The sequence below is a fragment of the Siculibacillus lacustris genome, assembly GCF_004328075.1.
Taxonomy (GTDB): domain Bacteria; phylum Pseudomonadota; class Alphaproteobacteria; order Rhizobiales; family Ancalomicrobiaceae; genus Siculibacillus; species Siculibacillus lacustris.
Genome location: NZ_SJFN01000005.1, coordinates 87279 through 106974, shown reverse-complemented (window position 1 = coordinate 106974; position 19696 = coordinate 87279). Strand labels below are relative to the sequence as shown.

The 19696-nt window shown below is 70.6% G+C and carries 20 protein-coding genes; 19 read left to right on the top strand and 1 reads right to left on the bottom strand.

The window, feature by feature from the left end; genetic code table 11:
- The first annotated feature begins 79 nt into the window (after positions 1-79).
- The 6 genes from EYW49_RS05060 to EYW49_RS05040 are packed head-to-tail and all read left to right on the top strand — an operon-like array spanning position 80 to position 8514.
- Complete coding sequence (locus EYW49_RS05060; RefSeq protein ID WP_131306860.1) at positions 80-1333, top strand: Zn-dependent hydrolase; 1254 nt, start codon at positions 80-82, stop codon at positions 1331-1333.
- A 3-nt stretch (positions 1334-1336) separates the two neighbouring features.
- A complete protein-coding gene (locus EYW49_RS22930) occupies positions 1337-1501 on the top strand; it encodes a hypothetical protein (RefSeq protein ID WP_165498132.1) in 165 nt (54 codons plus the stop codon).
- Between the two features lie 3 nt (positions 1502-1504).
- Positions 1505-3547 carry a 4Fe-4S dicluster domain-containing protein gene (locus tag EYW49_RS05055; RefSeq protein WP_131306858.1) on the top strand — a complete coding sequence of 681 codons (2043 nt, stop codon included), beginning with the start codon at positions 1505-1507 and terminating at the stop codon, positions 3545-3547.
- A 49-nt stretch (positions 3548-3596) separates the two neighbouring features.
- Positions 3597-6239 carry a selenium-dependent xanthine dehydrogenase gene (xdh, locus tag EYW49_RS05050; RefSeq protein ID WP_131306856.1) on the top strand — a complete coding sequence of 881 codons (2643 nt, stop codon included), beginning with the start codon at positions 3597-3599 and terminating at the stop codon, positions 6237-6239.
- Entirely contained in the window at positions 6239-7420 is a 1182-nt protein-coding gene (locus EYW49_RS05045; protein ID WP_206365384.1) for an amidohydrolase family protein, read from the top strand. Before xdh ends, EYW49_RS05045 begins: the two co-directional genes overlap by 1 nt.
- Positions 7421-7473: 53 nt before the next feature.
- Positions 7474-8514, top strand: a complete 1041-nt coding sequence (locus EYW49_RS05040) for a zinc-dependent alcohol dehydrogenase family protein (RefSeq protein WP_131306852.1) — start codon at positions 7474-7476, stop codon at positions 8512-8514.
- A gap of 15 nt (positions 8515-8529) precedes the next feature.
- Here the strand turns inward: EYW49_RS05040 and EYW49_RS05035 are convergent, their stop codons facing one another.
- Entirely contained in the window at positions 8530-8796 is a 267-nt protein-coding gene (locus tag EYW49_RS05035) for a BrnA antitoxin family protein (protein ID WP_131306850.1), read from the bottom strand.
- Positions 8797-9402: 606 nt separating this feature from the next.
- Between EYW49_RS05035 and EYW49_RS05030 the strand changes: the two genes are divergently transcribed.
- The 13 genes from EYW49_RS05030 to hypB all read left to right on the top strand — a co-directional run bounded on the left by EYW49_RS05030 (position 9403) and on the right by hypB (position 19691).
- A complete protein-coding gene (locus EYW49_RS05030; protein WP_131306848.1) occupies positions 9403-9678 on the top strand; it encodes a hypothetical protein in 276 nt (91 codons plus the stop codon).
- A 622-nt stretch (positions 9679-10300) separates the two neighbouring features.
- Entirely contained in the window at positions 10301-11383 is a 1083-nt protein-coding gene (locus tag EYW49_RS05025; protein ID WP_131306846.1) for a hydrogenase small subunit, read from the top strand.
- A 50-nt stretch (positions 11384-11433) separates the two neighbouring features.
- A complete protein-coding gene (locus tag EYW49_RS05020) occupies positions 11434-13224 on the top strand; it encodes a nickel-dependent hydrogenase large subunit (protein ID WP_131306844.1) in 1791 nt (596 codons plus the stop codon).
- A 178-nt stretch (positions 13225-13402) separates the two neighbouring features.
- Positions 13403-14128: a Ni/Fe-hydrogenase, b-type cytochrome subunit gene (gene cybH, locus EYW49_RS05015; RefSeq protein WP_131306842.1), complete on the top strand. Its 726-nt coding sequence runs from the start codon at positions 13403-13405 to the stop codon at positions 14126-14128.
- 4 nt (positions 14129-14132) lie between these two features.
- Positions 14133-14747 carry a HyaD/HybD family hydrogenase maturation endopeptidase gene (locus EYW49_RS05010; RefSeq protein ID WP_131306840.1) on the top strand — a complete coding sequence of 205 codons (615 nt, stop codon included), beginning with the start codon at positions 14133-14135 and terminating at the stop codon, positions 14745-14747.
- 24 nt (positions 14748-14771) lie between these two features.
- Entirely contained in the window at positions 14772-15074 is a 303-nt protein-coding gene (locus EYW49_RS05005) for a HypC/HybG/HupF family hydrogenase formation chaperone (RefSeq protein ID WP_131306838.1), read from the top strand.
- Between the two features lie 161 nt (positions 15075-15235).
- A complete protein-coding gene (locus tag EYW49_RS05000; protein WP_131306836.1) occupies positions 15236-15685 on the top strand; it encodes a thioredoxin domain-containing protein in 450 nt (149 codons plus the stop codon).
- Positions 15682-16551 carry a hydrogenase expression/formation protein gene (locus EYW49_RS04995; protein WP_131306834.1) on the top strand — a complete coding sequence of 290 codons (870 nt, stop codon included), beginning with the start codon at positions 15682-15684 and terminating at the stop codon, positions 16549-16551. Before EYW49_RS05000 ends, EYW49_RS04995 begins: the two co-directional genes overlap by 4 nt.
- The gene (locus tag EYW49_RS04990; protein WP_131306832.1) at positions 16548-16778 is read left to right on the top strand and encodes a rubredoxin; all 231 of its coding nucleotides are present in this window, start codon (positions 16548-16550) and stop codon (positions 16776-16778) included. The genes EYW49_RS04995 and EYW49_RS04990 overlap by 4 nt, the downstream gene beginning before the upstream one ends.
- The gene (gene hybE / locus EYW49_RS04985; protein ID WP_228259496.1) at positions 16765-17295 is read left to right on the top strand and encodes a [NiFe]-hydrogenase assembly chaperone HybE; all 531 of its coding nucleotides are present in this window, start codon (positions 16765-16767) and stop codon (positions 17293-17295) included. The genes EYW49_RS04990 and hybE overlap by 14 nt, the downstream gene beginning before the upstream one ends.
- Positions 17286-18416 carry a nickel-dependent hydrogenase large subunit gene (locus tag EYW49_RS04980; protein ID WP_131306830.1) on the top strand — a complete coding sequence of 377 codons (1131 nt, stop codon included), beginning with the start codon at positions 17286-17288 and terminating at the stop codon, positions 18414-18416. The genes hybE and EYW49_RS04980 overlap by 10 nt, the downstream gene beginning before the upstream one ends.
- Positions 18409-18750 (top strand): hydrogenase maturation nickel metallochaperone HypA, encoded by a 342-nt coding sequence (gene hypA, locus EYW49_RS04975; RefSeq protein ID WP_131306828.1) that lies wholly within the window; start codon positions 18409-18411, stop codon positions 18748-18750. The genes EYW49_RS04980 and hypA overlap by 8 nt, the downstream gene beginning before the upstream one ends.
- Positions 18750-19691, top strand: a complete 942-nt coding sequence (hypB, locus tag EYW49_RS04970) for a hydrogenase nickel incorporation protein HypB (protein WP_131306826.1) — start codon at positions 18750-18752, stop codon at positions 19689-19691. Before hypA ends, hypB begins: the two co-directional genes overlap by 1 nt.
- The last annotated feature ends 5 nt before the right edge of the window (positions 19692-19696 follow it).

Below are 19696 nucleotides of genomic sequence, written 5' to 3'. Positions count from 1 at the left end.
CCGCGGATTTTGCGGCCCGCCCGGCCGTTTCGGCGCCGCGGCGGACGATCCCTCAACACAAGGCGACGGAGGTGCGGTCATGATCCCGCCGGTCGACATCGCGCGCCTGTCGGCGCGGCTCGCGGCGCTCGGCCGAGTCGGAGCGCTGGACGGCGGCGGCGTGTCGCGGCTGGCCCTGACCGCCGCCGACGGCGCCGGCCGGGCGCTGGTGGTCGAATGGATGCGGGCGGCCGAGCTGGAGGTGGTGGTCGATCCGATCGGCAACATCTTCGCCACCCGGCCGGGGATCGAGCCGGGGCCGTCGGTGATGATCGGTTCGCACATCGACACGGTGGCGACCGGCGGTCTCTACGACGGCAATCTCGGGGTGCTGGCCGGGCTCGAAGTGCTGGCGGCGCTCGACGATGGGGCGATCGCCACGCGGCGGCCGGTGACCGTCGCGGTGTTCACCAACGAAGAGGGCGCGCGCTTCCAGCCCGACATGCTCGGCAGTCTGGTCCACGTCGGCGGGCTCGATCTCGCCGCCGCCCTCGAGGTGCGCAGCATCGACGGCACCCGGCTCGGCGACGATCTCGAGAGAATCGGCTTCGCCGGTACCGCGCCGCTCGGCGGGGTGACCGCCGCGGCCTATCTCGAACTGCACATCGAACAGGGGCCGGTGCTCGAGGCCGAGGGCGTCGAGATCGGCGTGGTCGAAGGCGTCCAGGGCATCTCCTGGACCGAGGTCACCCTCGGCGGGCGCTCGTCGCATGCCGGCTGCACGCCGATGCGGCTTCGCCACGACGCGGGTCTGGCGGCGGCGCGAATCGCCGCCGGGGTCGGCGAGATCGCTCGGGCGATCGGCGGCGACATGGTCGGGACGGTCGGATCGCTGCGGCTGAAGCCGGATCTGGTCAACGTCATCGCCCAGACCGCGGTGATGACCGTCGACCTGCGCCACCCCGACGAGGCGACGCTGGTCGAGGCCGAGGGCCGGCTCGCGGGACTCGTCGCCCGGGTCGCGGCGGAAGAGCGGGTGGACGCGGCGACCCGCAGCCTCGCCCGCTTCGCGCCGGTGGCCTTCGATCCGGCGCTGGTGGCGCGCGTCGAAGCGACCGCGGCGCGCCTCGGCCACAGCCATCGCCGGATGCCGTCGGGGGCCGGCCACGACGCCCAGATGCTCGCTCGGGTCTGCCCGGCGGCGATGATCTTCGTGCCGTCGGTCGACGGGCTCAGCCACAACGTGCGCGAACACACCGACCCGGCCGATCTCGCCCGCGGCCTCGGCGTCCTGGCGACGCTGGCGCTGGAGCTCGCCGGCCCGGTCGACGCTCCGAAACCCGAGGAGATCTGAGGCATGCGGAGGAACATCGCGGTCGCCCTGGCTTCGACGCCGCACGACGAGCCGGTCACTCCCGACGGCGATCTCGACCGCTGCACGGCGATCCGTGCGACCATCTTCCGTTTCGCCGAGCCTCGGCGACCGGAGATGTCTCCGTTCCTCTCGGCCGAGAAGGCGTGAGCGATGTCCGACCTGTTCCCCGTGCCCTTCGCGACGCTGGTCGACCGGATGATCCGCGAACTCGCGGTGAAGAAGGCGGTCTATGATCTCAGGCGCTGGAACTTCTTCCAGGCCGATCCGGCGGTCGATCTGTCGCTCGACATCCACGGTCGGCGGGCGGCGACGCCGTTCGGTCCGGCCGCCGGTCCCCACACCCAGCTCGCTCCGAACATCGTGCTCGCCTGGCTCGCCGGCGCCCGGGTGATCGAGCTGAAGACGGTGCAGGTGATCGACGATCTCGACATCGCCCGGCCGTGCATCGACATGGGCGGCGGCGCGGTCGGTTGGAACATCGAGTGGTCGCAGGAGCTCGGGCTGGTGCAATCGCTCGAGGAATACGTCAAGGCGGCGATGCTGATCGAGATCGCCCGGGCCGAGGGGCTGGCGCCGGGCCTCGACGCGACGGTGTTCGACATGAGCGTCGGCTACGACCTCGCCGGCATCCGCTCGCCCGCGGTCCGGGCCTTCCTCGACGGGATGAAGGATGCGCGGGCGATCGTCGAGAAACTGCGCGCCGAAATTCCGGACGCCCACGCCCGGCTGCGCGACCTCGCCTTCCCGACGGCGCTGGCGTCGTCGGTGACGCTGTCGACCTTCCACGGCTGTCCGCCGCAGGAGATCGAGGCGATCGCCGCGCATCTGATGACCGAGGTCGGGCTCGACGTGGTGGTCAAGCTCAACCCGACCCTGCTCGGCAAGACCGATCTGGAGGCGATCCTCCACGATCGGCTCGGGTTCACCGACGTCGAGGTGCCGCCGGAGACCTTCGAGACCGACGCGACCTGGGCCGAGGTCACCGGCATCGTCGAACGGCTCGGGGCGCTAGCGGAGCGCGCGGGGCGACGATTCGGCGTCAAGTTCACCAATACGCTGCTGGTGCGCAATGTCCGCGACTTCTTCCCGGCCGGCACTCCGGTCGCCTATCTCTCCGGGCGGCCGCTGCACGTGTTGGCGATCGAACTGGTGCGGCGCTTCCGCGATCAGTTCGGCGATCGCTTTCCGGTGTCCTTCTCGGCCGGCATCGATGCTGAGAACTTCGCCGATGCGGTGGCGTTGGGGCTGAAGCCGGTCAGCGTCTGTTCCGATCTTCTGATCGGCAACGGCTATGCCAAGGGCGCCGATTATCTCGCGGCCCTCGTCGCGCGGATGAAGGGGCTCGGCGCCGACGATCTCGAGGTCTTCGCACTGAAGGCCTTCGGGGCGGCGGACGAGGCGCTGGCCGGTCTCGATCTCGCCCCCGAGCGGGCTGCGGCCTGTCGCGCGGCGCTCGCCGGCGGCGATCCGCGGGCGGCGGCCGGCGCGGCCTTCGGCGCCTGGGTTTCGGCGGCGTTGATCCTCAATTCCCGCCGCCATGCCGACCGGGTGCTCGACGATCCGCGCTATCGGCGTGACGCGACGGTGGTGCCGATCGAATCGAGCGGCGCGACGCTCGGGCTCCTCGACTGCGAGATGTGCGGCCATTGCGTCACCGTCTGCCCCAACGCCGCGGTGTTCCGCTTCGACCTTCCCCCCGAGGCCATCCCGCTCGATCGACTGGTGTCGGGGCGCTATGCCGTCCACATCGAACGGGTCGGCGAGCTCGCGGTGGCGCGGCGCCAGCAGATCGGCATCTTCGCCGATCTGTGCAACGCCTGCGGCAACTGCACCGTCGCCTGTCCGGAGATCGGCGCGCCGCATGAGGTCAAGCCGGTGTTCTTCGGCGGCCGCGCCGCCTGGGACGGCCAACCGAATCGCGACGGGCTGCTGATCGAACGGATCCCCGAGGGCCTGCGCATCCTCGGCCGAACGGCCGGCGACGCGGTGACCGTCGAGCGCCGCGACGACGGCTCGCTGCGCTATGCCGGCGAGGGCTTCGATCTGACCTTCCCGTCGATCGACGGGCTGTTGGACGCCTCCGGCTCGACCATCGGTCCGGTCGATCTCGGGCGGATGCGGCAGATGCTGGCGCTCACCGACGCGGTCACCGCGCCCAAGTCCCTGAACTGGGTCTCCGTGGCCCTCTCCTGACGCGCGCCCAAGCGGCCCGTCGAAATTCCTGCGCTCGAGGCGACGACCCATGACGACGATCTCCTTTCAGCTGAACGGCACCGAGCGCCGGGTGGCGGTGGCGCCCGGCCAGTCGCTGCTGGAGGTGTTGCGCGAGACGCTGTCCGTCACTTCGGTCAAGGACGGCTGTTCCGGCCAGAGCCAGTGCGGCGCCTGTCTGGCGCTGGTCGACGGGCGGCCGCGCAAGACCTGCGCGGTCGAGGCGTCCTCGATCGCCGGGCGGCGGATCACCACCCTCGAGGGGGTCGCCGAGGCCGAGCGTCGGCTCTATGCCGCGGCCTTCCAGGCGGCGGCCGGGGTCCAGTGCGGGTTCTGCACGCCGGGCATCGTGCTGCGGATCAAGTCCCTGACCGATCAGGCGGACCGGCCGAGCCGCGACGAGATCGCGGCGGCCCTCGACGGCCATCTCTGCCGCTGTACCGGCTACGTCAAGGTGATCGACGCGGTCGAGGCGATCTTCGAGGCCAAGCACGGCGGGTCGCTGCCGCCGCCGGTCCCGGCGGGCGGGGTCGGCGTGTCGGTCGATCGCTGGCGGGGCGGCGAGATGGCGCTCGGCGCGCGGGCCTTCGTCGCCGACATCGCCGTGCCGGGGCTGCTCCACGGCGTGCTGGTGCTGTCGCCCCATGCCCGGGCCAAGGTCCGGCGGATCGACACCGCGGCGGCGCGGGCGCTGCCGGGGGTGGTGGCGGTGGCGACCGCGGCGGATGTGCCGGGCGATCGCTGGGTCGGCCAGATCTTCCGCGACTGGCCGGTGTTCGTCGCCGAGGGCGAGGAGGTGCGCTACGTTGGCGACGTGGTCGCGGCGGTGGCGGCCGAGACCTCGCGGGCGGCGCGCGCCGCGGCCGAGCTCGTCGCCGTCGACTGGGAGCCGCTGCCGCCGACGCTGAGCCCGGAAGAGGCGCTCGCCCCGGACGCCCGGCCGATCAATCCGCGCCACGCCAATCGCCTGTCGGACACCCGCATCGATCGCGGCGACGTCGCGGCGGCGCTGGCGGCGTCGGCCCATGTGGTCACCGGCACCTGGCACACCCAGCGCATCGAGCACCTGTTCCTGGAGCCGGAGGCGGCGCTCGCCGTGCCGCTGCCCGACGGGCGGCTGCATCTCTACACCCAGGGTCAGGGCATCTTCGAAGACCGCAAGGCGGTGGCCGCGGTGCTCGGGGAGCCCGAGAGCGCCATCCACGTCGAGCTGGTGCCGACCGGCGGCGCCTTCGGCGGCAAGGAGGACATGACCGTCCAGGCCCAGACCGCGCTGCTGGCGCGGATGACCGGGCGGCCGGTGCGGGTGGTGCTGTCGCGCGAGCAGTCGATCCGGCTGCATCCCAAGCGCCATCCGATGACCATGACCTATACCGTCGGCTGCGACGCGGAGGGTCGAATCACCGCCGCGGAGATCGATCTTCTCGGCGATTCCGGGGCCTATGCCTCGGTCGGCGACAAGGTGCTGGAGCGGGCGGCGGGGCATGCCTGCGGGCCCTACCGGGTGCCGACGCTGAAGATCCGCTCGGTCGCCGCCTATACCAACAATCCGCCGTGCGGGGCGATGCGCGGCTTCGGCGTCAACCAGACCAGCTTCGCCATGGAGGGCTGTCTCGACCAACTGGCGGCCAAGGTCGGCATCGACGGCTGGGAAATGCGGGCGCGCAACGTCGTGCGGGTGGGCGACGTGTTCTCGTCGGGGCAGATCCTGGAGAAGTCGGTCGGGCTCGAGCAGACGCTGTTCGCAGTCAAGGACGCCTATTACGCGGCCAAGGCCGCCGGCCGGGCGGTCGGCGTCGCCTGCGCGGTCAAGAACAGCGGCATCGGCAACGGCGCGCTGGAATGGGGCAAGTGCCGGCTTGCGGTCGAATCCGACGGCACGGTGTCGCTGCACGTCGGCTTCACCGAGATGGGCCAGGGCCTGTTGACGGTGATGGCCCAGAGTGCTTCGGAAGTGACCGGCCTGCCGTCGTCGCTGTTCCGGCCCAAGGTCGACAGCCGTTTCGAGGTCGGCGTCGGCCAGACCACCGGCTCGCGGGCGACGCTGCTCGGCGGCCGCGCGACGATCGAAGCGGCGAAGGCGCTGCGGGTCGATCTCGACGCCGGGCGGACGCTCGCCGATCTCGCAGGCCGGGTCTATGTCGGCGACATCCTGATCGACGACACCACCGCGCCGGGGCAATTGAAGAACGGCAAGATCAAGACCCACACCGCCTTCGGCTGGGCGACGCAGGTGGCGATCCTCGACGGCGACGGCCGGGTCGACCGAATCATCGCCGCCCACGACGTCGGTCGGGCGATCAACCCCAAGCTCTGCGAAGGCCAGATCGAAGGCGCCGTGCACATGGGGCTCGGCTACGCGCTGACCGAGCAGTTGCCGTGCCGGGACGGCATGCCGGTGTCCTTCGGCCTGCGCGACATCGGCGTACTCAGGGCCAGCGACATGCCGAAGGTCGAGGTGATCCTGGTCGAGGATCCCGAGCCGGAGGGGCCGTTCGGCGCCAAGGGTATCGGCGAGATCGGCCTGGTGCCGACCGCCGGCGCGGTGGCGGCGGCACTCGAGGCCTTCGATGGGCTGCGGCGCACCCGCCTGCCGATGATCGACAGTCCCGCCGCCCGCGGCCTCGGCGTCGGATTGACGGCGAGCGCGGCCGAGCGGGAGGACTGGCATTGATGGGATCGCTGACCCTCGGGCCGGATCGCAGCGGCCGGGTGGTCGCCATCGTCGACGGCCACATCGCCGCGACGCCGGCGCCGGGGGCGGCGGTGATCGCCTGTGCGGACGGGACGATCGAGGCCGGGGCGGTGTGCGCCCATACCCATCTCTACAGCGGTCTCGCGGCGCTGGGCATGCCGTCGCCCCGACCGGCGCCGACCACCTTCGTCGAGATCCTCGAGCGGGTGTGGTGGCGGCTCGACCGGGCGCTCGACGCCGACAGTCTCGCCGCCGCGGCTCGGCTCTCTGTCGCCGAGGCGCTGCTCGCCGGCACCACGACGCTGATCGACCACCACGAATCGCCGGCCCTGATCGAAGGCTCGCTCGCCGTTCTCGCCGGGGCCTGCGACGATCTCGGCGTCCGCGCGCTGCTGTGCTACGGGGCGACCGAGCGCAATGGCGGCCGCGACGAAGCGCGGCGCGGCCTCGCCGAATGTGCGCGGGTGCCGACGTCGCCGCTGATCCGGCCGCTGGTCGGGCTGCATGCCAGTTTCACCGTTTCGGACGAAACGATCCGCGAGGCCGGCGACCGCGCCCGCGACCTCGGCACCGTCCTCCATGTTCATCTCGCCGAGGCGCAAGCCGACGTCGCCGATGCCGAGGCGCGGGGCTACGCCGGTCCGCTCGCCCGGCTCGTGGCCTGCGATGCGGTGGTGCCCGGCTCGATCTTCGCCCATGGCGTCCATCTGACCGCCGCGGACGTCGACGAGATCGACGCGCGCGGCTGCTGGCTGGTCCAGAACCCGCGCTCCAACGAGGGCAACGGCGTCGGCTATCCGGCGATGCTGGCGCGTTCCGACCGGGTGGCGCTCGGTACCGACGGTTGGCCGGCCGACATGGCGGTCGAAGCGCAGGCGCTCGCCCGGCTCGCCGCGGCCCATGGCGATGCCCATGCGGGCGGGCGGCTGGCGGCCGGGGCGGCGCTGGTCGCCGAACGCTTCGGGGTCGTCGCGACCGGGCTCGCGCCGGGGGCGCTCGGCGACGTGGTGGTGCGCGACGGCGGGGCGATCCGCCAGGTGGTGGTCGGCGGGCGCTGGGTGGTGCGCGACGGACGACTGGTCGGCGCCGACCTCGACGACATCCGCCGCACCGCCGAGCGCGAGAGCCGACGGCTGTGGGCGCGGATGGCGGCGCTGTGACCGGCGTCGGCGATGACGAGACGATGCGGACCGCGTGAAGCGAGGGGCGAGACATGCGTGCAATGGTCTACGAGGCCTTCGGGGTGACCCCCGAGATTCGAATGGTCGCCGATCCGACCCCGACGCCGGACGGCGTGGTGGTCAAGGTCGAAGCGACCGGCCTGTGCCGCAGCGACTGGCACGGCTGGATGGGCCACGATCCCGACATCCGCCTGCCCCATGTGCCGGGTCACGAACTGGCCGGGGTGGTGGTGGCGCTCGGCGCGGCGGTGCGCCACTTCCGGCTCGGCCAGCGGGTCACCGTGCCCTTCGTCGCCGGCTGCGGTCATTGCGCCGAATGCCGCTCGGGCAATCAGCAGGTCTGCGAGGACCAGTTCCAGCCGGGCTTCACCCATTGGGGGTCGTTTGCCGAGTATGTGGCGATCGAGCGGGCCGACCACAATCTGGTGGCCTTGCCCGAGGCGATCGACTTCGCCACCGCTGCGAGCCTCGGCTGCCGCTATGCCACCTCGTTCCGCGCGGTCGTCGACCAGGGGCGGGTGAAGGGCGGCGAATGGGTGGCGGTGCACGGCTGCGGCGGTGTCGGCCTGTCGGCGATCCAGATCGCCGCGGCGCTGGGGGCCAATCCGATCGCCATCGACATCGCCGACGACAAGCTCGCCTTCGCCCGCTCGATCGGTGCCGTGGCGACGATCGACGCCCGCACCACGCCGGACGTCGCCGAGGCGGTGCGCGCGATCACCGGCGGTGGTGCCCATGTCTCGATCGACGCGCTGGGTTCGGCCAAGACCTGTTTCGATTCGATCGCCAACCTGCGCCGCCGCGGCCGCCACGTCCAGGTCGGGCTGATGCTGGCGGGGGAGGCCGAGCCGAAGATCCCGATGGGCCGGGTGATCGCCCATGAGCTCGAGATCACCGGCAGCCACGGCATGCAGGCCTGGCGCTACGAGGCGATGCTGGCGATGATCGCCGCGGGCAAGCTGGCGCCGGAGCGGCTGATCGGCCGGCGGATGAGCCTCGACGAGGCGGTGCCGGCGCTGGTCGGGCTCGATCGCGCCACCGACATCGGCATCGGCGTCATCACGCGGTTCTGACCCTGAGGCCGGCGCTCAGCCGCGCTCGGCGGGCGTCGCGGCGGCGACGAGGCCGCGCAGGGCGTCGTTGATCCGGTCCTGCCAGCCCGGGCCGTCGGCCTGGAAATGATCGAGCACGGCGCGATCGAGGCGCAGCGTCACGGCTTCGCGGACGTTGGGCAGGGACGGCGGCCGCGGCGCCTCGAGCGGCGCTTCGACCGGCTTGGCGGTGGCCGAACGGAACGCCGCTTCGGCGGCGTCGCGCGGCGTGGTGCCGCTGCGCCGGATGGGGGGTCTCGACATCGATGTCTCCTCGGGTCGGGGTCGCGCCGATGTCGCGCGTCCGGTGCGGGGCTTCCCGGGGGGCGACCGCGGCCCTCCGCGGGCGATTCGGCCGGCCCGGGCCGCGGCGCGATCATAGTCGCTCCGGACCCCGGCGTCGCGGGGGCGATGGCCGCGACGGCCGCGGCCCGGACCGGCGATCCGGCGGCGGCGCGGGTGCCGCGATCGAAGGACCGCCGCGGCGCCCGTCCCCCAGGATTTTTACTTAGTTTCCCCGAGGTTCACCTTGACCCGCCGGCGAAAGATCGATCGCCGCGCGGTTCAATGCGGTCGATCGGATCTCGCGTGACGCGCGTTCCTCGCCTTCGATCGCCGTATATTTCTGCGGTACTACGACGGCGCATCAAGGAACGACTGCCGAACGGCCACTGTCATGCCTGCTCAATGCGAGTCCGTCACAGTTGGACCGCCGGATCGAACTTGGGCGAAAACGTGTTCGACATGGTCGTCCGCAATGGATTCTATGAAAATTTTACGGGTTCAAATCAAGGACTTATCGAATCGCTTGCGAAGCGGTTCGAATTGTGCGATATACGACTTTCGTTCAACAGCGCGAGATTCGCCACCATGAACAGTTTCCACTCCCAGGGCCCGAACTGGGTCCAGATGGACGCCGGCGTGTGGGTCAAGCCGGCCCGCTCGGGTCACGTCGAGATCAACTTCGCCTCGGCCGGCGACGGGTCGCCCTGCTACGACGTGATCGCCTACGATTCGCTCGGCCGGCGCTCCGACACGCATACCCCGTCGGAGGTCTTCAACGACTTCCGGATCGCCCGCGAGATCGGCGACCGCATCACCGCCGAACACATCGCGGCGACCCGCCGGGACTTCACGATCAACTGACCGACCCGGACCGTCTGGTTCCGGGCCGATCGGCCGACCCTCCCGCCGGGCGCGGGACCGGTCGATGGGCACCCTGCGGGGCGCCGATGCCGGCGGGGCGCCTTTGCTGATCCCCGCCCGCCCACGCCCGATCCTTCCGACACCTCTCCTCGTCCGATTCGCCGCTCTCCCGACTCCGGGGGCGACCGCGACGCGTTTCGCCGCGTCGTGGTCGCTGCGCGTCGGTGCCCGCCCATCGCGGTGCGCACGGCACAGCGCTGCCTCGAAATCCGAGGGAACTCACAACCTGAAACTGTGTCTCGGGCACCGGAAAACGCATTCCGGGGGCCTGCGACGCCATGTCGCGACTTTCGTCGTGCGCAGGCCTCCGGATGGCGGGGCCTCCGGCCTTTTGTGTAGAGTTCCGGACTGCTGCGGAGATCCGTCGGTCGTTCTGGTCGCGATCACGACACCGACGGCGAAGGTCCGGGTCGGAGACGGCGCGGACGCGGACGGCTGAAATCCGGACGGAAGCCGCAGCGCCTCGCTCGAAGACGAGTTCGGCCCGGTTCTTGCGTCCGACGGGGGGAACGGCCGTCGGGACAACCGACGGCATCGACAAGCGTCAGGGGGGAGGCTCGGGATGAGTGCCGACTTGGAAACGTTCTACGAAGTGATCCGCCGGCAGGGCATCACCCGCCGCAGCTTCACCAAATTCTGCTCCCTGACGGCGGCGAGCCTCGGGCTCGGGGCGGGCGCGGCGACCGAGATGGCGCAGGCGCTGGAGACCAAGCCGCGGGTGCCGGTGATCTGGATGCACGGGCTCGAATGCACCTGCTGCTCGGAGAGCTTCATCCGCTCGGCCCATCCGCTGGTCAAGGACGTCATCCTGTCGATGATCTCGCTCGACTACGACGACACGATCATGGCGGCGGCCGGCCATCAGGCCGAGGCGATCCTCCAGGAGACCCGCGAGAAGTACAAGGGCAAGTACATCCTGGCGGTCGAGGGCAATCCGCCCCTGAACGAAGGCGGCATGTTCTGCATCGACGGCGGACGTCCCTTCGTCGAGAAGCTCAAGGAGATGGCCGAGGACGCCTTCGCGGTGATCGCCTGGGGGGCCTGCGCCTCGTGGGGCTGCGTCCAGGCGGCCAAGCCCAACCCGACCCAGGCGACGCCGATCGACAAGGTGATCAAGAACAAGCCGATCATCAAGGTGCCCGGCTGCCCGCCGATCGCCGAGGTGATGACCGGCGTCGTCACCTATGTGACGACCTTCGGCAAGCTGCCCGAGCTCGATCGCCAGGGCCGGCCGAAGATGTTCTATTCCCAGCGCATCCACGACAAGTGCTACCGCCGGCCGCATTTCGACGCCGGCCAGTTCGTCGAGGAATGGGACGACGAGGGCGCCAAGAAGGGCCACTGCCTCTACAAGATGGGCTGCAAGGGCCCGACCACCTACAACGCCTGTTCGACGGTGCGGTGGAACGGCGGCGTGTCCTTCCCGATCCAGTCGGGCCACGGCTGCATCGGCTGTTCGGAAGAGGGCTTCTGGGACAAGGGCTCGTTCTACGACCGGCTGACCGGCATCAACGTCTTCGGCATCGAAGCCAACGCCGACAAGGTCGGCGCGACGGTGGCCGGCGTGGTGGCGGCCGGTGTGGCGGCGCATGCCGCGGTGACGGCGGTGAAGCGGATCGTCAAGAAGCCGGAAAACGTCGGCTGACCCTCTCCGCTCGCCCTTCCTGACCCTTCCAGTTTCCGAGGACCGCCGCCATGGGCATCCAGACTCCGAACGGTTTCAATCTCGACAATTCCGGCAAGCGCATCGTCGTCGATCCGGTGACCCGCATCGAAGGTCACATGCGCGTCGAAGTGAACGTCGACAAGGACAACGTCATCCGCAACGCGGTGTCGACCGGCACCATGTGGCGCGGCATCGAGGTGATCCTCAAGGGTCGCGATCCGCGCGACGCCTGGGCCTTCACCGAGCGGATCTGCGGCGTGTGCACCGGCACCCATGCGCTGACCTCGGTGCGCGCGGTGGAGAACGCGCTGGACATCAAGATCCCGGAGAACGCCAACACCATCCGCAACATCATGCAGCTGACGCTGCAGGTGCACGACCACGTCGTCCATTTCTACCATCTGCACGCCCTCGACTGGGTCGACGTGGTGTCGGCGCTGTCGGCCGACCCCAAGGCGACGTCGGCCTTGGCGCAGTCGATCTCGTCGTGGCCGCTGTCGAGCCCCGGCTACTTCAAGGACCTGCAGACCCGGCTGAAGAAATTCGTCGAGAGCGGCCAGCTCGGGCCGTTCAAGAACGGCTATTGGGGCCATCCGGCCTACAAGCTGCCGCCGGAAGCCAATCTGATGGCGGTCGCCCATTATCTGGAAGCGCTCGACTTCCAGAAGGACATGGTCAAGATCCACACCATCTACGGCGGCAAGAACCCCCATCCCAACTGGCTGGTCGGCGGCGTGCCCTGCTCGATCAACGTCGACGGGGTCGGCGCGGTCGGCGCGATCAACATGGAGCGGCTGAACCTGGTCTCGTCGATCATCGATCGGATGGTCGAGTTCACCGAGCAGGTCTATCTGCCGGATCTCCAGGCGATCGCCTCGTTCTACAAGGACTGGCTCTACGGCGGCGGGTTGTCGTCGAAGTCGGTGATGTCCTACGGCGACATTCCCGAACACGCCAACGACTACACCGCGGCGTCGCTGAAGATGCCGCGCGGGGTGATCCTCAACGGCAATCTCGCCGAGGTGCTGCCGATCGATCTCGCCGATCCGAATCAGGTCCAGGAGTTCGTCACCCACTCCTGGTACAAGTACCCGGACGAGACCAAGGGCCTGCACCCCTGGGACGGCGTCACCGAGCCGAACTACGTGCTGGGACCCAAGGCCAAGGGCACCAAGACCAACATCGAAGCGCTCGACGAAGAAGCCAAGTACTCCTGGATCAAGTCGCCGCGCTGGAAGGGCAACGCCGTCGAGGTCGGGCCGCTCGCCCGCTACATCATCGGCTATGCCCAGAAGAAGCCCGAGTTCAAGGAGCCGGTCGACAAGCTGCTGACCGATCTCGGGGTGCCGGTCACCGCGCTGTTCTCGACGCTCGGCCGCACCGCGGCCCGCGCCCTGGAGTGCCAGTGGGCGGCGCGGCAGCTCAGATACTTCCAGGACAAGCTGATGGCCTCGATCAAGGCCGGCGACACCGCGACCGCCAACGTCGACAAGTGGAAGCCGGAGACCTGGCCGAAGGAGGTCAAGGGCGTCGGCTTCACCGAGGCGCCGCGCGGCGCGCTCGGCCACTGGATCAAGATCAAGGACGGCAAGATCGACAACTATCAGGCGGTGGTGCCGACCACCTGGAACGGTAGCCCTCGCGATCCCAAGGGCGGGATCGGGGCCTTCGAGGCGTCGCTGCTCGACACGCCGATGGCCGATCCGAACCAGCCGCTGGAGATCATCCGCACCTTGCACTCCTTCGATCCCTGCCTCGCGTGCTCGACCCACGTGATAAGCGAGGACGGCCAGGAGATGGCCAAGGTGACGGTCCGCTGAACGATCCCCGGACGGCGGCCCGGCCGCCGTCCCGTCCCCAGTGACGGCGGATCGCCGCCGTCGATCTCTCCGTGACGGCGGATCCCGCCGTCCTCGCGTGCAACTCGAAGTCAGGGACGATCGTCGCGCGTCGAACACCCGGAAAGCGGGGGCCGCGGCGATCACCGGGAGGGGATCCATGACGCAGATCGCGCAGGTACAGGGCGTGCTCGACGCCTCCGGCGAACGCGCCCGCTCGTTGCAGACCATCTATGTCTACGAAGCCCCGGTGCGCCTGTGGCACTGGGTCAATGCGCTGGCCATCACGGCGCTGTGCGTGACCGGCTATTTCATCGGCTCGCCGCTGCCGTCGCTGCCGGGCGAAGCCTCGCAGCATTTCCTGATGGGCTACATCCGCTTCACCCATTTCGCGGCGGGGCAGACGCTGATCGTGTTCTTCCTGCTGCGGCTCTACTGGGCCTTCGTCGGCAACAAGTTCTCGCGCCAGCTGTCCTATCTGCCGGTGTGGAACAAGACCTGGCTGTGGGGCATCTTCTACGAATTCAAGTGGTACATGTTCCTGGTCAAGGACCCGAAGAAGTACATCGGCCACAACCCGCTGGCGCACGTGGCGATGTTCTCGTTCATGTTGTTCCTGCTGTTCATGATGGCGAGCGGCATGGCGCTCTATTCGGAAGGGCTGGGCATCGACAGCTGGCAGCATCGGCTGTTCGGCTTCATGTTCACGCTGTTCCCGAACAGCCAGGATCTCCACACGTGGCATCACCTCGGCATGTGGGCGATCGTCGTGTTCGTGATCGTCCACGTCTACGCGGCGGTGCGCGAGGACATCCTCAGCCGCCAGAGCATGATCTCGTCGATGGTGTCGGGCGAACGCCTGTTCCGCGACGACCTGCCGGATTGAGGCGATGGCGGATCCGATCCCTTCCACCGACGGCGACGCGGGGGCCGGTCCCGGTCCCCGCGTGCTGATCCTCGGCATCGGCAACATCCTGTGGGCGGACGAGGGCTTCGGGGTGCGGGCGGTGGAGGAATTCCACCGCCGTTATCAGGTCCCCGGCGGCGTCACCGTGCTCGACGGCGGTACTCAGGGCCTCTATCTCGTCAACTTCCTCCAGGAATGCGACCGTCTGCTGGTGTTCGACGCCATCGACTACGGGTTGGAGCCGGGCACGCTGAAGGTGATCCGCGACGACGAGGTGCCGAAGTTCACCGGCGCCAAGAAGATGAGCCTGCACCAGACCGGCTTCCAGGAAGTGCTGTCGGCGGCCGATCTGCTCGGAGCGGCGCCGCAGGCCCAGGTGCTGATCGGCTGTCAGCCGCTCGACCTCGAGGACTGGGGCGGGCCGCTGACCGCTCCGGCGCGGGCGGCGCTCGAACCGGCGCTGGCCGCGGCGCTCGGGGTGCTCGCCGAATGGGGTGTGACGGTCACGCCGCGCGCGGCCGACGAGACGCCGACGGCGCTGCTCGACGCGGCGATCGACTTCGCCGCCTACGAGCGGCGCCCCCTTCCCGGCCTCTGAGGCCGATCGCGAGGAACCGCGCGCATGTGTCTGGGCATCCCGATGGTGGTCGAAGAGGGCGACGACATGAGCGCGTCGTGCCGGCGGCGCGACGAGGTGCGGCGGGTCTCGACGATGCTGATCGGCGCGCAGCCGCCGGGCACGCGGGTGCTGGTGCACATCGACACGGCGGTGCGGGTGCTGGAGGCGGAAGAAGCCGACCGCATCGACGACGCCCTCGACGGGCTGGCGGCGGCGCTGGACGGGCGCGCCTTCGATCACCTGTTCGCCGATCTCGTCGACCGCGAACCGGAGCTGCCGGAGTTCCTGCGCGGGCAGGTCCCCTGACCGACGGCGGGGCCCGTGCGAGGTCCGCAAGTCCGATTGATTTTCATCGGCCGAACGAGAGATGCTGATCCTTCGCCGCCCGGACCCCGGGCGGGGAACGGGTCGGTGCCACGCAACGAGACACCGCGGGCAGGACGCCGGCGGCACGCGAGGGGGAATCGATGACGTCACCATGGATCGAGGCGTTGGGCACGCGCCACGGCTTGCCGACCGTCGATGCGACGACGATCGACGCCTTTCTGACGCCGGCGCAAGGCGAGGCGGCGCATGCGCTGTTGTTCTTCACCGGCGATCCGGCGCAGCGCTCCGAGACCACCGACGTGGCGGTGGTGCTGCCCGAGCTGCTCGCGGCCTTCGCCGGACGGCTGCGGGCGGCGGTGGTGGCGCGCGACGCGGAAGCCGCGCTGGCGCCGCGCTTCCGGGTGGTGATCCATCCGAGCCTGGTGGTGGTGCGCGACGGCCGGCCGATCGCGGTGATGCCGAAGATCCGCGACTGGTCCGACTATCTCGCGACGATCGCCGCGGCGCTCGATCCTGAGGCCCCGGCGCTCGCCGAAGAGGCCCCGCCGCGCGTGGAATTCACCCGGTCGCACAAGGGGAGCGAGGCATGAAGGCGGGATTCTGGGTCGCCCCGGAGGGCGAGGAGGGACCGGTGGCGATGTTGCCGATCGGTGCGGAAGCCCCGGCGATCGGCGGTTCGGGCCTGACCGGCGCCGGCACCATCTCCTATCTCGCCACCGCCAGCGCCGAGGAGGCGATCGCCCGCTGCCCGAAGGTGGCGGCGCTGTTGCCGGTGCTCGCCGATGCGCTCGACGCCCAGGAGGCGGCGGCACCGGGGCGGCTGTTCGACCTCGCCGAGCTCGACGACGAGGAGCGCGAGCTGATGGGCCAGGTGCTGGGCACCGGCGAGGTCTCGGCGACGGTGGCGCTGCCCGACGGCGTGGTCGCCCAGATCCGTGAATCGGTGATGGCCGGCCTGTGGCGGGTGCGCTTCGAGGATCGCGACGGGCGGCCGCTCGCCGACTACGTCGAGGTGGCGGCGATTCCCGCGGCGGTCGAACGGGCGGCGACGATGACCCGCACCCTCGACACCATCCCGCCGCCGCCCGAGGGCGCGATGAACGTGCTGCCGATCCTGACCGAGATCCGCGACCGCGCGGCGCGCCATCGCCCGGGGGACGCCAACCACACCCTGACCTTCACGCTGCTGCCGATGTCGGAGGCCGACATGGCCCATCTCCAGACGACCCTCGGGCCGGGGCCGGTGCAGATCCTGTCGCGCGGCTACGGCACCTGTCGGATCGTCGCCACCGGCGTGCGCGACGTGTGGTCGGTGCAGTATTTCAACGCGATGGACACGATCGTGCTCGACACGCTGGAGATCGGCGGCGTACCGACCACCGCCAAGGCGGCGGTCGAGGACTTCCGGGATTCGGCCGAACGCCTGCGCGAGATCGAGGAGGCCTATTTCCGATGACCGCCTTCGACGGCGACGAGACCGCCCGACAGTGGCCGCGCGACAGCCGCATGGAATGCGGCATCTGCTGGACGGTCTACGATCCGGCGGTCGGCGACGACGTGTGGCAGATTCCGGCGGGCACCGCTTTCGCCGACCTGCCGGAGGACTGGCGCTGCCCGACCTGCGACGCGCCGCGCTCCAAGTTCATGCTGCTGGGCACGGGAGACGGTGGTGGGCGAGGCTGATGCGGCATCGGGACCCGCCGCCGCGGCGGTGAGCGCGACGATCGAGCGGCTCTTTCGCGCGATCGCCGACGGTCCGATGCGCGATCTGCCGATCGCCCATCCGGGGCTCCGCGTCGAGACGGTCGGGTTCCGCATCGACGACGGCCGGGCGGTCGGTATCGTGGTGACGCCGTGGTGCCTCAATCTGGTCTTCGCCGCGGTGCCGGGCGGGCCGCCCTTGCCCCTCGCGCCGGTCGGCGCGACGGTGGTCCATGCGCTCGGCGACGGCGCCTACGAGGCGGTGGTCGGGGACCTCGCCGGTTTCGGCCGGCTGGATGCGGTGTCGCTGTTCTCGCCGATGGACGTGTTCGCCGACGCCGACAGCGCCCGGGCGACCGCCGAGGCGGCGCTCGAAGCAATCTTCGCAGCCGATCCGGTGCCCCAGCCCGAACCGCCGGCGCGGCCTTCGGCGCTCGATCGGCGGGCGTTGCTGTTCGGTCGGCGCGCGGCTCCGGGAGGAGAGGCGCCATGTCCCTGACCTCGCCGCCCTTCGCCGTCGGCGGTCTGACGCTGACGCTCGATCTGCCCTCCGGCGGTGCGGCGCGGCCGCGCCGGGTGGCGATCGAATCGACGCGGCCGGTGGCCTTCTCCGGCACGGTGTTCGTCGGCCGGGCGGCCGGCGAAGTGCCGGCCCTGGCGGCGCGGCTGCATGCCTTGTGCGGACGGGCCCACGGCACGGCGGCGGCGACGGCGATCGAAGCGGCGCGCAGTGGTGCGTCGGCCGTCGAAGACGCGCCGGGCGGGCTCGAGGCCTTGGCCGCGGAACGGCTCGGCGAACATCTGCGCTCGGTGTTCACCAGCCGCGGGCTGGGAGCGGCGCTCGAGACCATCGACGACGAGACGCTGGCCGATCTGCGCGGAGTGCTCGGATCGGCGCGGTCGTTCGACGCCGCCGAACCCGATCCCGAACGCCGCGCCGCGGCGGCGGCGCCGATCGTCGCCGGGCTCGAGCGGCTCGGCCTGTCGATCGAACCGGGCGGGCGGTTCCGTGCCGCGCCGGGGTCGTGGGCGACTTCGGTGTTGGAGCGGATCGGGCCGGCCAACGGCGACGTGTTTCTCGGCGTCGATGCCCTGCGTCCGGCCGACGACGACGCGGTGGTGACGGCGCTGGCCGCCGATCCGGCCGGTTATTCGGCCCATCCGACGCTCGCCGGGCGGCGACCGGAGACCGGGCCGCTCGCTCGGGTGGCGACCCTGCGCGGGGTGCGCGACGGGCGGGCACGGCTGACCGCGCGGCTCGCCGAGATCGCCGAAGCGGCCAATCTCCTGGTGGCGCCGGCGGCCGAGCGGGCCGCGGCGATGGCCGGCTGGGTGACCGGTGGCCGGCTCGAATCGGCGACCGGCTGGGCGGCGGTGGAGAGCCCGCGCGGGCGGCTGCATCATCTCGTCCGCCTCGACGGCGACGGCCGCGTCGCCGCCTATGCGGTCTTGGCGCCGACCGAGTGGAACTTCCACGCCGAGGGACCGCTCGCCGCCACCCTGCTCGCCAACCGCTTCGACGGCGGCGAGGCCGGGTACGCCCGGGTGGTGCGCATCGCCGCGCTGTTCGACCCTTGCGTCGGTTTCGACGTGGCGATCCGAGACGCCGCCGATGCATGAAATGGCGCTGATGGAGAGCGTCCTCGAGATCGTCGAGGACGAGGCGCGTCGGGCCGGGGCAACCCGGGTGACGGTGGTGCGGCTGGCGGTCGGGGTGCTGTCGCACGTCGACCCCGAGGCGTTGCGCTTCTGTTTCGAGGCGGTTACCAACGGGACGACGGCCGCCGGCGCGCGGCTGGAGATCGATCGGGTGGCGGGCGCCGGCTGGTGCCTCGACTGTTCGACGACGGTGGCGCTCGACGAACGCTTCGGCGACTGCCCGCAGTGCGGCGGTCGCCGGGTCCAGATGACGGCGGGCGACGACCTCCGGGTCGCCGAGTTGGAGGTGGTGTGATGTGCACGGTGTGCGGCTGCGGAACGGCGACGGTCGAGGGCGGCGCGGTAGGTCACGGCCACGATCACTCGCACGATCACGGCCATTCCCACGACCATGATCACGGGCACGCCCACGGCCACACTCACGACCATGGCCATGACCACGACCACGACCATGCCAACGCGCCCGTCGCGGCCGCGGCGCACGTCTCCCGCGGCGAAGGGGCGATCGACTACGGCGGCGGGCTCGCCGGGGTCCATGTCCCGGGCCTGTCGCAGGAGCGCATCGTGCGGATCGAGCGCGACATCCTCGGCAAGAACGCCACGCTGGCGCGCGCCAATCGGCGCCGGCTCGCCGCCCGCGGCATCCTGGCGCTCAATCTCGTGTCGTCGCCCGGCTCGGGCAAGACCACGCTGCTGGTGGCGACGATCGAGGCGCTGAAGGCGCGGCTGCCGATCACCGTGGTCGAGGGCGACCAGCAGACCTCCAACGACGCCGAGCGGATCCGCGCGACCGGAGTGAAGGCGCTGCAGGTCAACACCGGCAAGGGCTGCCACCTCGACGCCCACATGGTCGAACACGCGATCGACGCCCTCGATCCGCCGGAGAATTCGCTGCTGTTCATCGAGAACGTCGGCAATCTGGTCTGCCCGGCCGCCTTCGATCTCGGCGAGGCCCACAAGGTGGTGGTCCTGTCGGTCACCGAGGGCGAAGACAAGCCCCTGAAATATCCCGACATGTTCGCTGCCGCCGATCTCATGCTGCTGACCAAGTCGGACCTCCTGCCGCATCTCGACTTCGACGTCGCCGCCTGCCTCGCCGCCGCCCGGCGGGTCAATCCGCGCCTGGAGATCCTGGTCCTGTCGGCGCGCAGCGGCGACGGGCTCGGCGAATTCGTCGCCTGGATCGAGCGTCGCGCGGCGCTCGCCCGTCGGCCCGTCGCCGCGACCGCGGACTGAGGGGC

Excerpts from the sequence above, each read along its gene's own strand:
- EYW49_RS05060 (WP_131306860.1), top strand. The coding sequence starts at position 80 with ATGATCCCGCCGGTCGACATCGCGCGCCTGTCGGCGCGGCTCGCGGCG.
- EYW49_RS22930 (WP_165498132.1), top strand. The coding sequence starts at position 1,337 with ATGCGGAGGAACATCGCGGTCGCCCTGGCTTCGACGCCGCACGACGAG.
- EYW49_RS05055 (WP_131306858.1), top strand. The coding sequence starts at position 1,505 with ATGTCCGACCTGTTCCCCGTGCCCTTCGCGACGCTGGTCGACCGGATG.
- xdh (WP_131306856.1), top strand. The coding sequence starts at position 3,597 with ATGACGACGATCTCCTTTCAGCTGAACGGCACCGAGCGCCGGGTGGCG.
- EYW49_RS05045 (WP_206365384.1), top strand. The coding sequence starts at position 6,239 with ATGGGATCGCTGACCCTCGGGCCGGATCGCAGCGGCCGGGTGGTCGCC.
- EYW49_RS05040 (WP_131306852.1), top strand. The coding sequence starts at position 7,474 with ATGCGTGCAATGGTCTACGAGGCCTTCGGGGTGACCCCCGAGATTCGA.
- EYW49_RS05035 (WP_131306850.1), bottom strand. The coding sequence starts at position 8,796 with ATGTCGAGACCCCCCATCCGGCGCAGCGGCACCACGCCGCGCGACGCC.
- EYW49_RS05030 (WP_131306848.1), top strand. The coding sequence starts at position 9,403 with ATGAACAGTTTCCACTCCCAGGGCCCGAACTGGGTCCAGATGGACGCC.
- EYW49_RS05025 (WP_131306846.1), top strand. The coding sequence starts at position 10,301 with ATGAGTGCCGACTTGGAAACGTTCTACGAAGTGATCCGCCGGCAGGGC.
- EYW49_RS05020 (WP_131306844.1), top strand. The coding sequence starts at position 11,434 with ATGGGCATCCAGACTCCGAACGGTTTCAATCTCGACAATTCCGGCAAG.
- cybH (WP_131306842.1), top strand. The coding sequence starts at position 13,403 with ATGACGCAGATCGCGCAGGTACAGGGCGTGCTCGACGCCTCCGGCGAA.
- EYW49_RS05010 (WP_131306840.1), top strand. The coding sequence starts at position 14,133 with ATGGCGGATCCGATCCCTTCCACCGACGGCGACGCGGGGGCCGGTCCC.
- EYW49_RS05005 (WP_131306838.1), top strand. The coding sequence starts at position 14,772 with ATGTGTCTGGGCATCCCGATGGTGGTCGAAGAGGGCGACGACATGAGC.
- EYW49_RS05000 (WP_131306836.1), top strand. The coding sequence starts at position 15,236 with ATGACGTCACCATGGATCGAGGCGTTGGGCACGCGCCACGGCTTGCCG.
- EYW49_RS04995 (WP_131306834.1), top strand. The coding sequence starts at position 15,682 with ATGAAGGCGGGATTCTGGGTCGCCCCGGAGGGCGAGGAGGGACCGGTG.
- EYW49_RS04990 (WP_131306832.1), top strand. The coding sequence starts at position 16,548 with ATGACCGCCTTCGACGGCGACGAGACCGCCCGACAGTGGCCGCGCGAC.
- EYW49_RS04980 (WP_131306830.1), top strand. The coding sequence starts at position 17,286 with ATGTCCCTGACCTCGCCGCCCTTCGCCGTCGGCGGTCTGACGCTGACG.
- hypA (WP_131306828.1), top strand. The coding sequence starts at position 18,409 with ATGCATGAAATGGCGCTGATGGAGAGCGTCCTCGAGATCGTCGAGGAC.
- hypB (WP_131306826.1), top strand. The coding sequence starts at position 18,750 with ATGTGCACGGTGTGCGGCTGCGGAACGGCGACGGTCGAGGGCGGCGCG.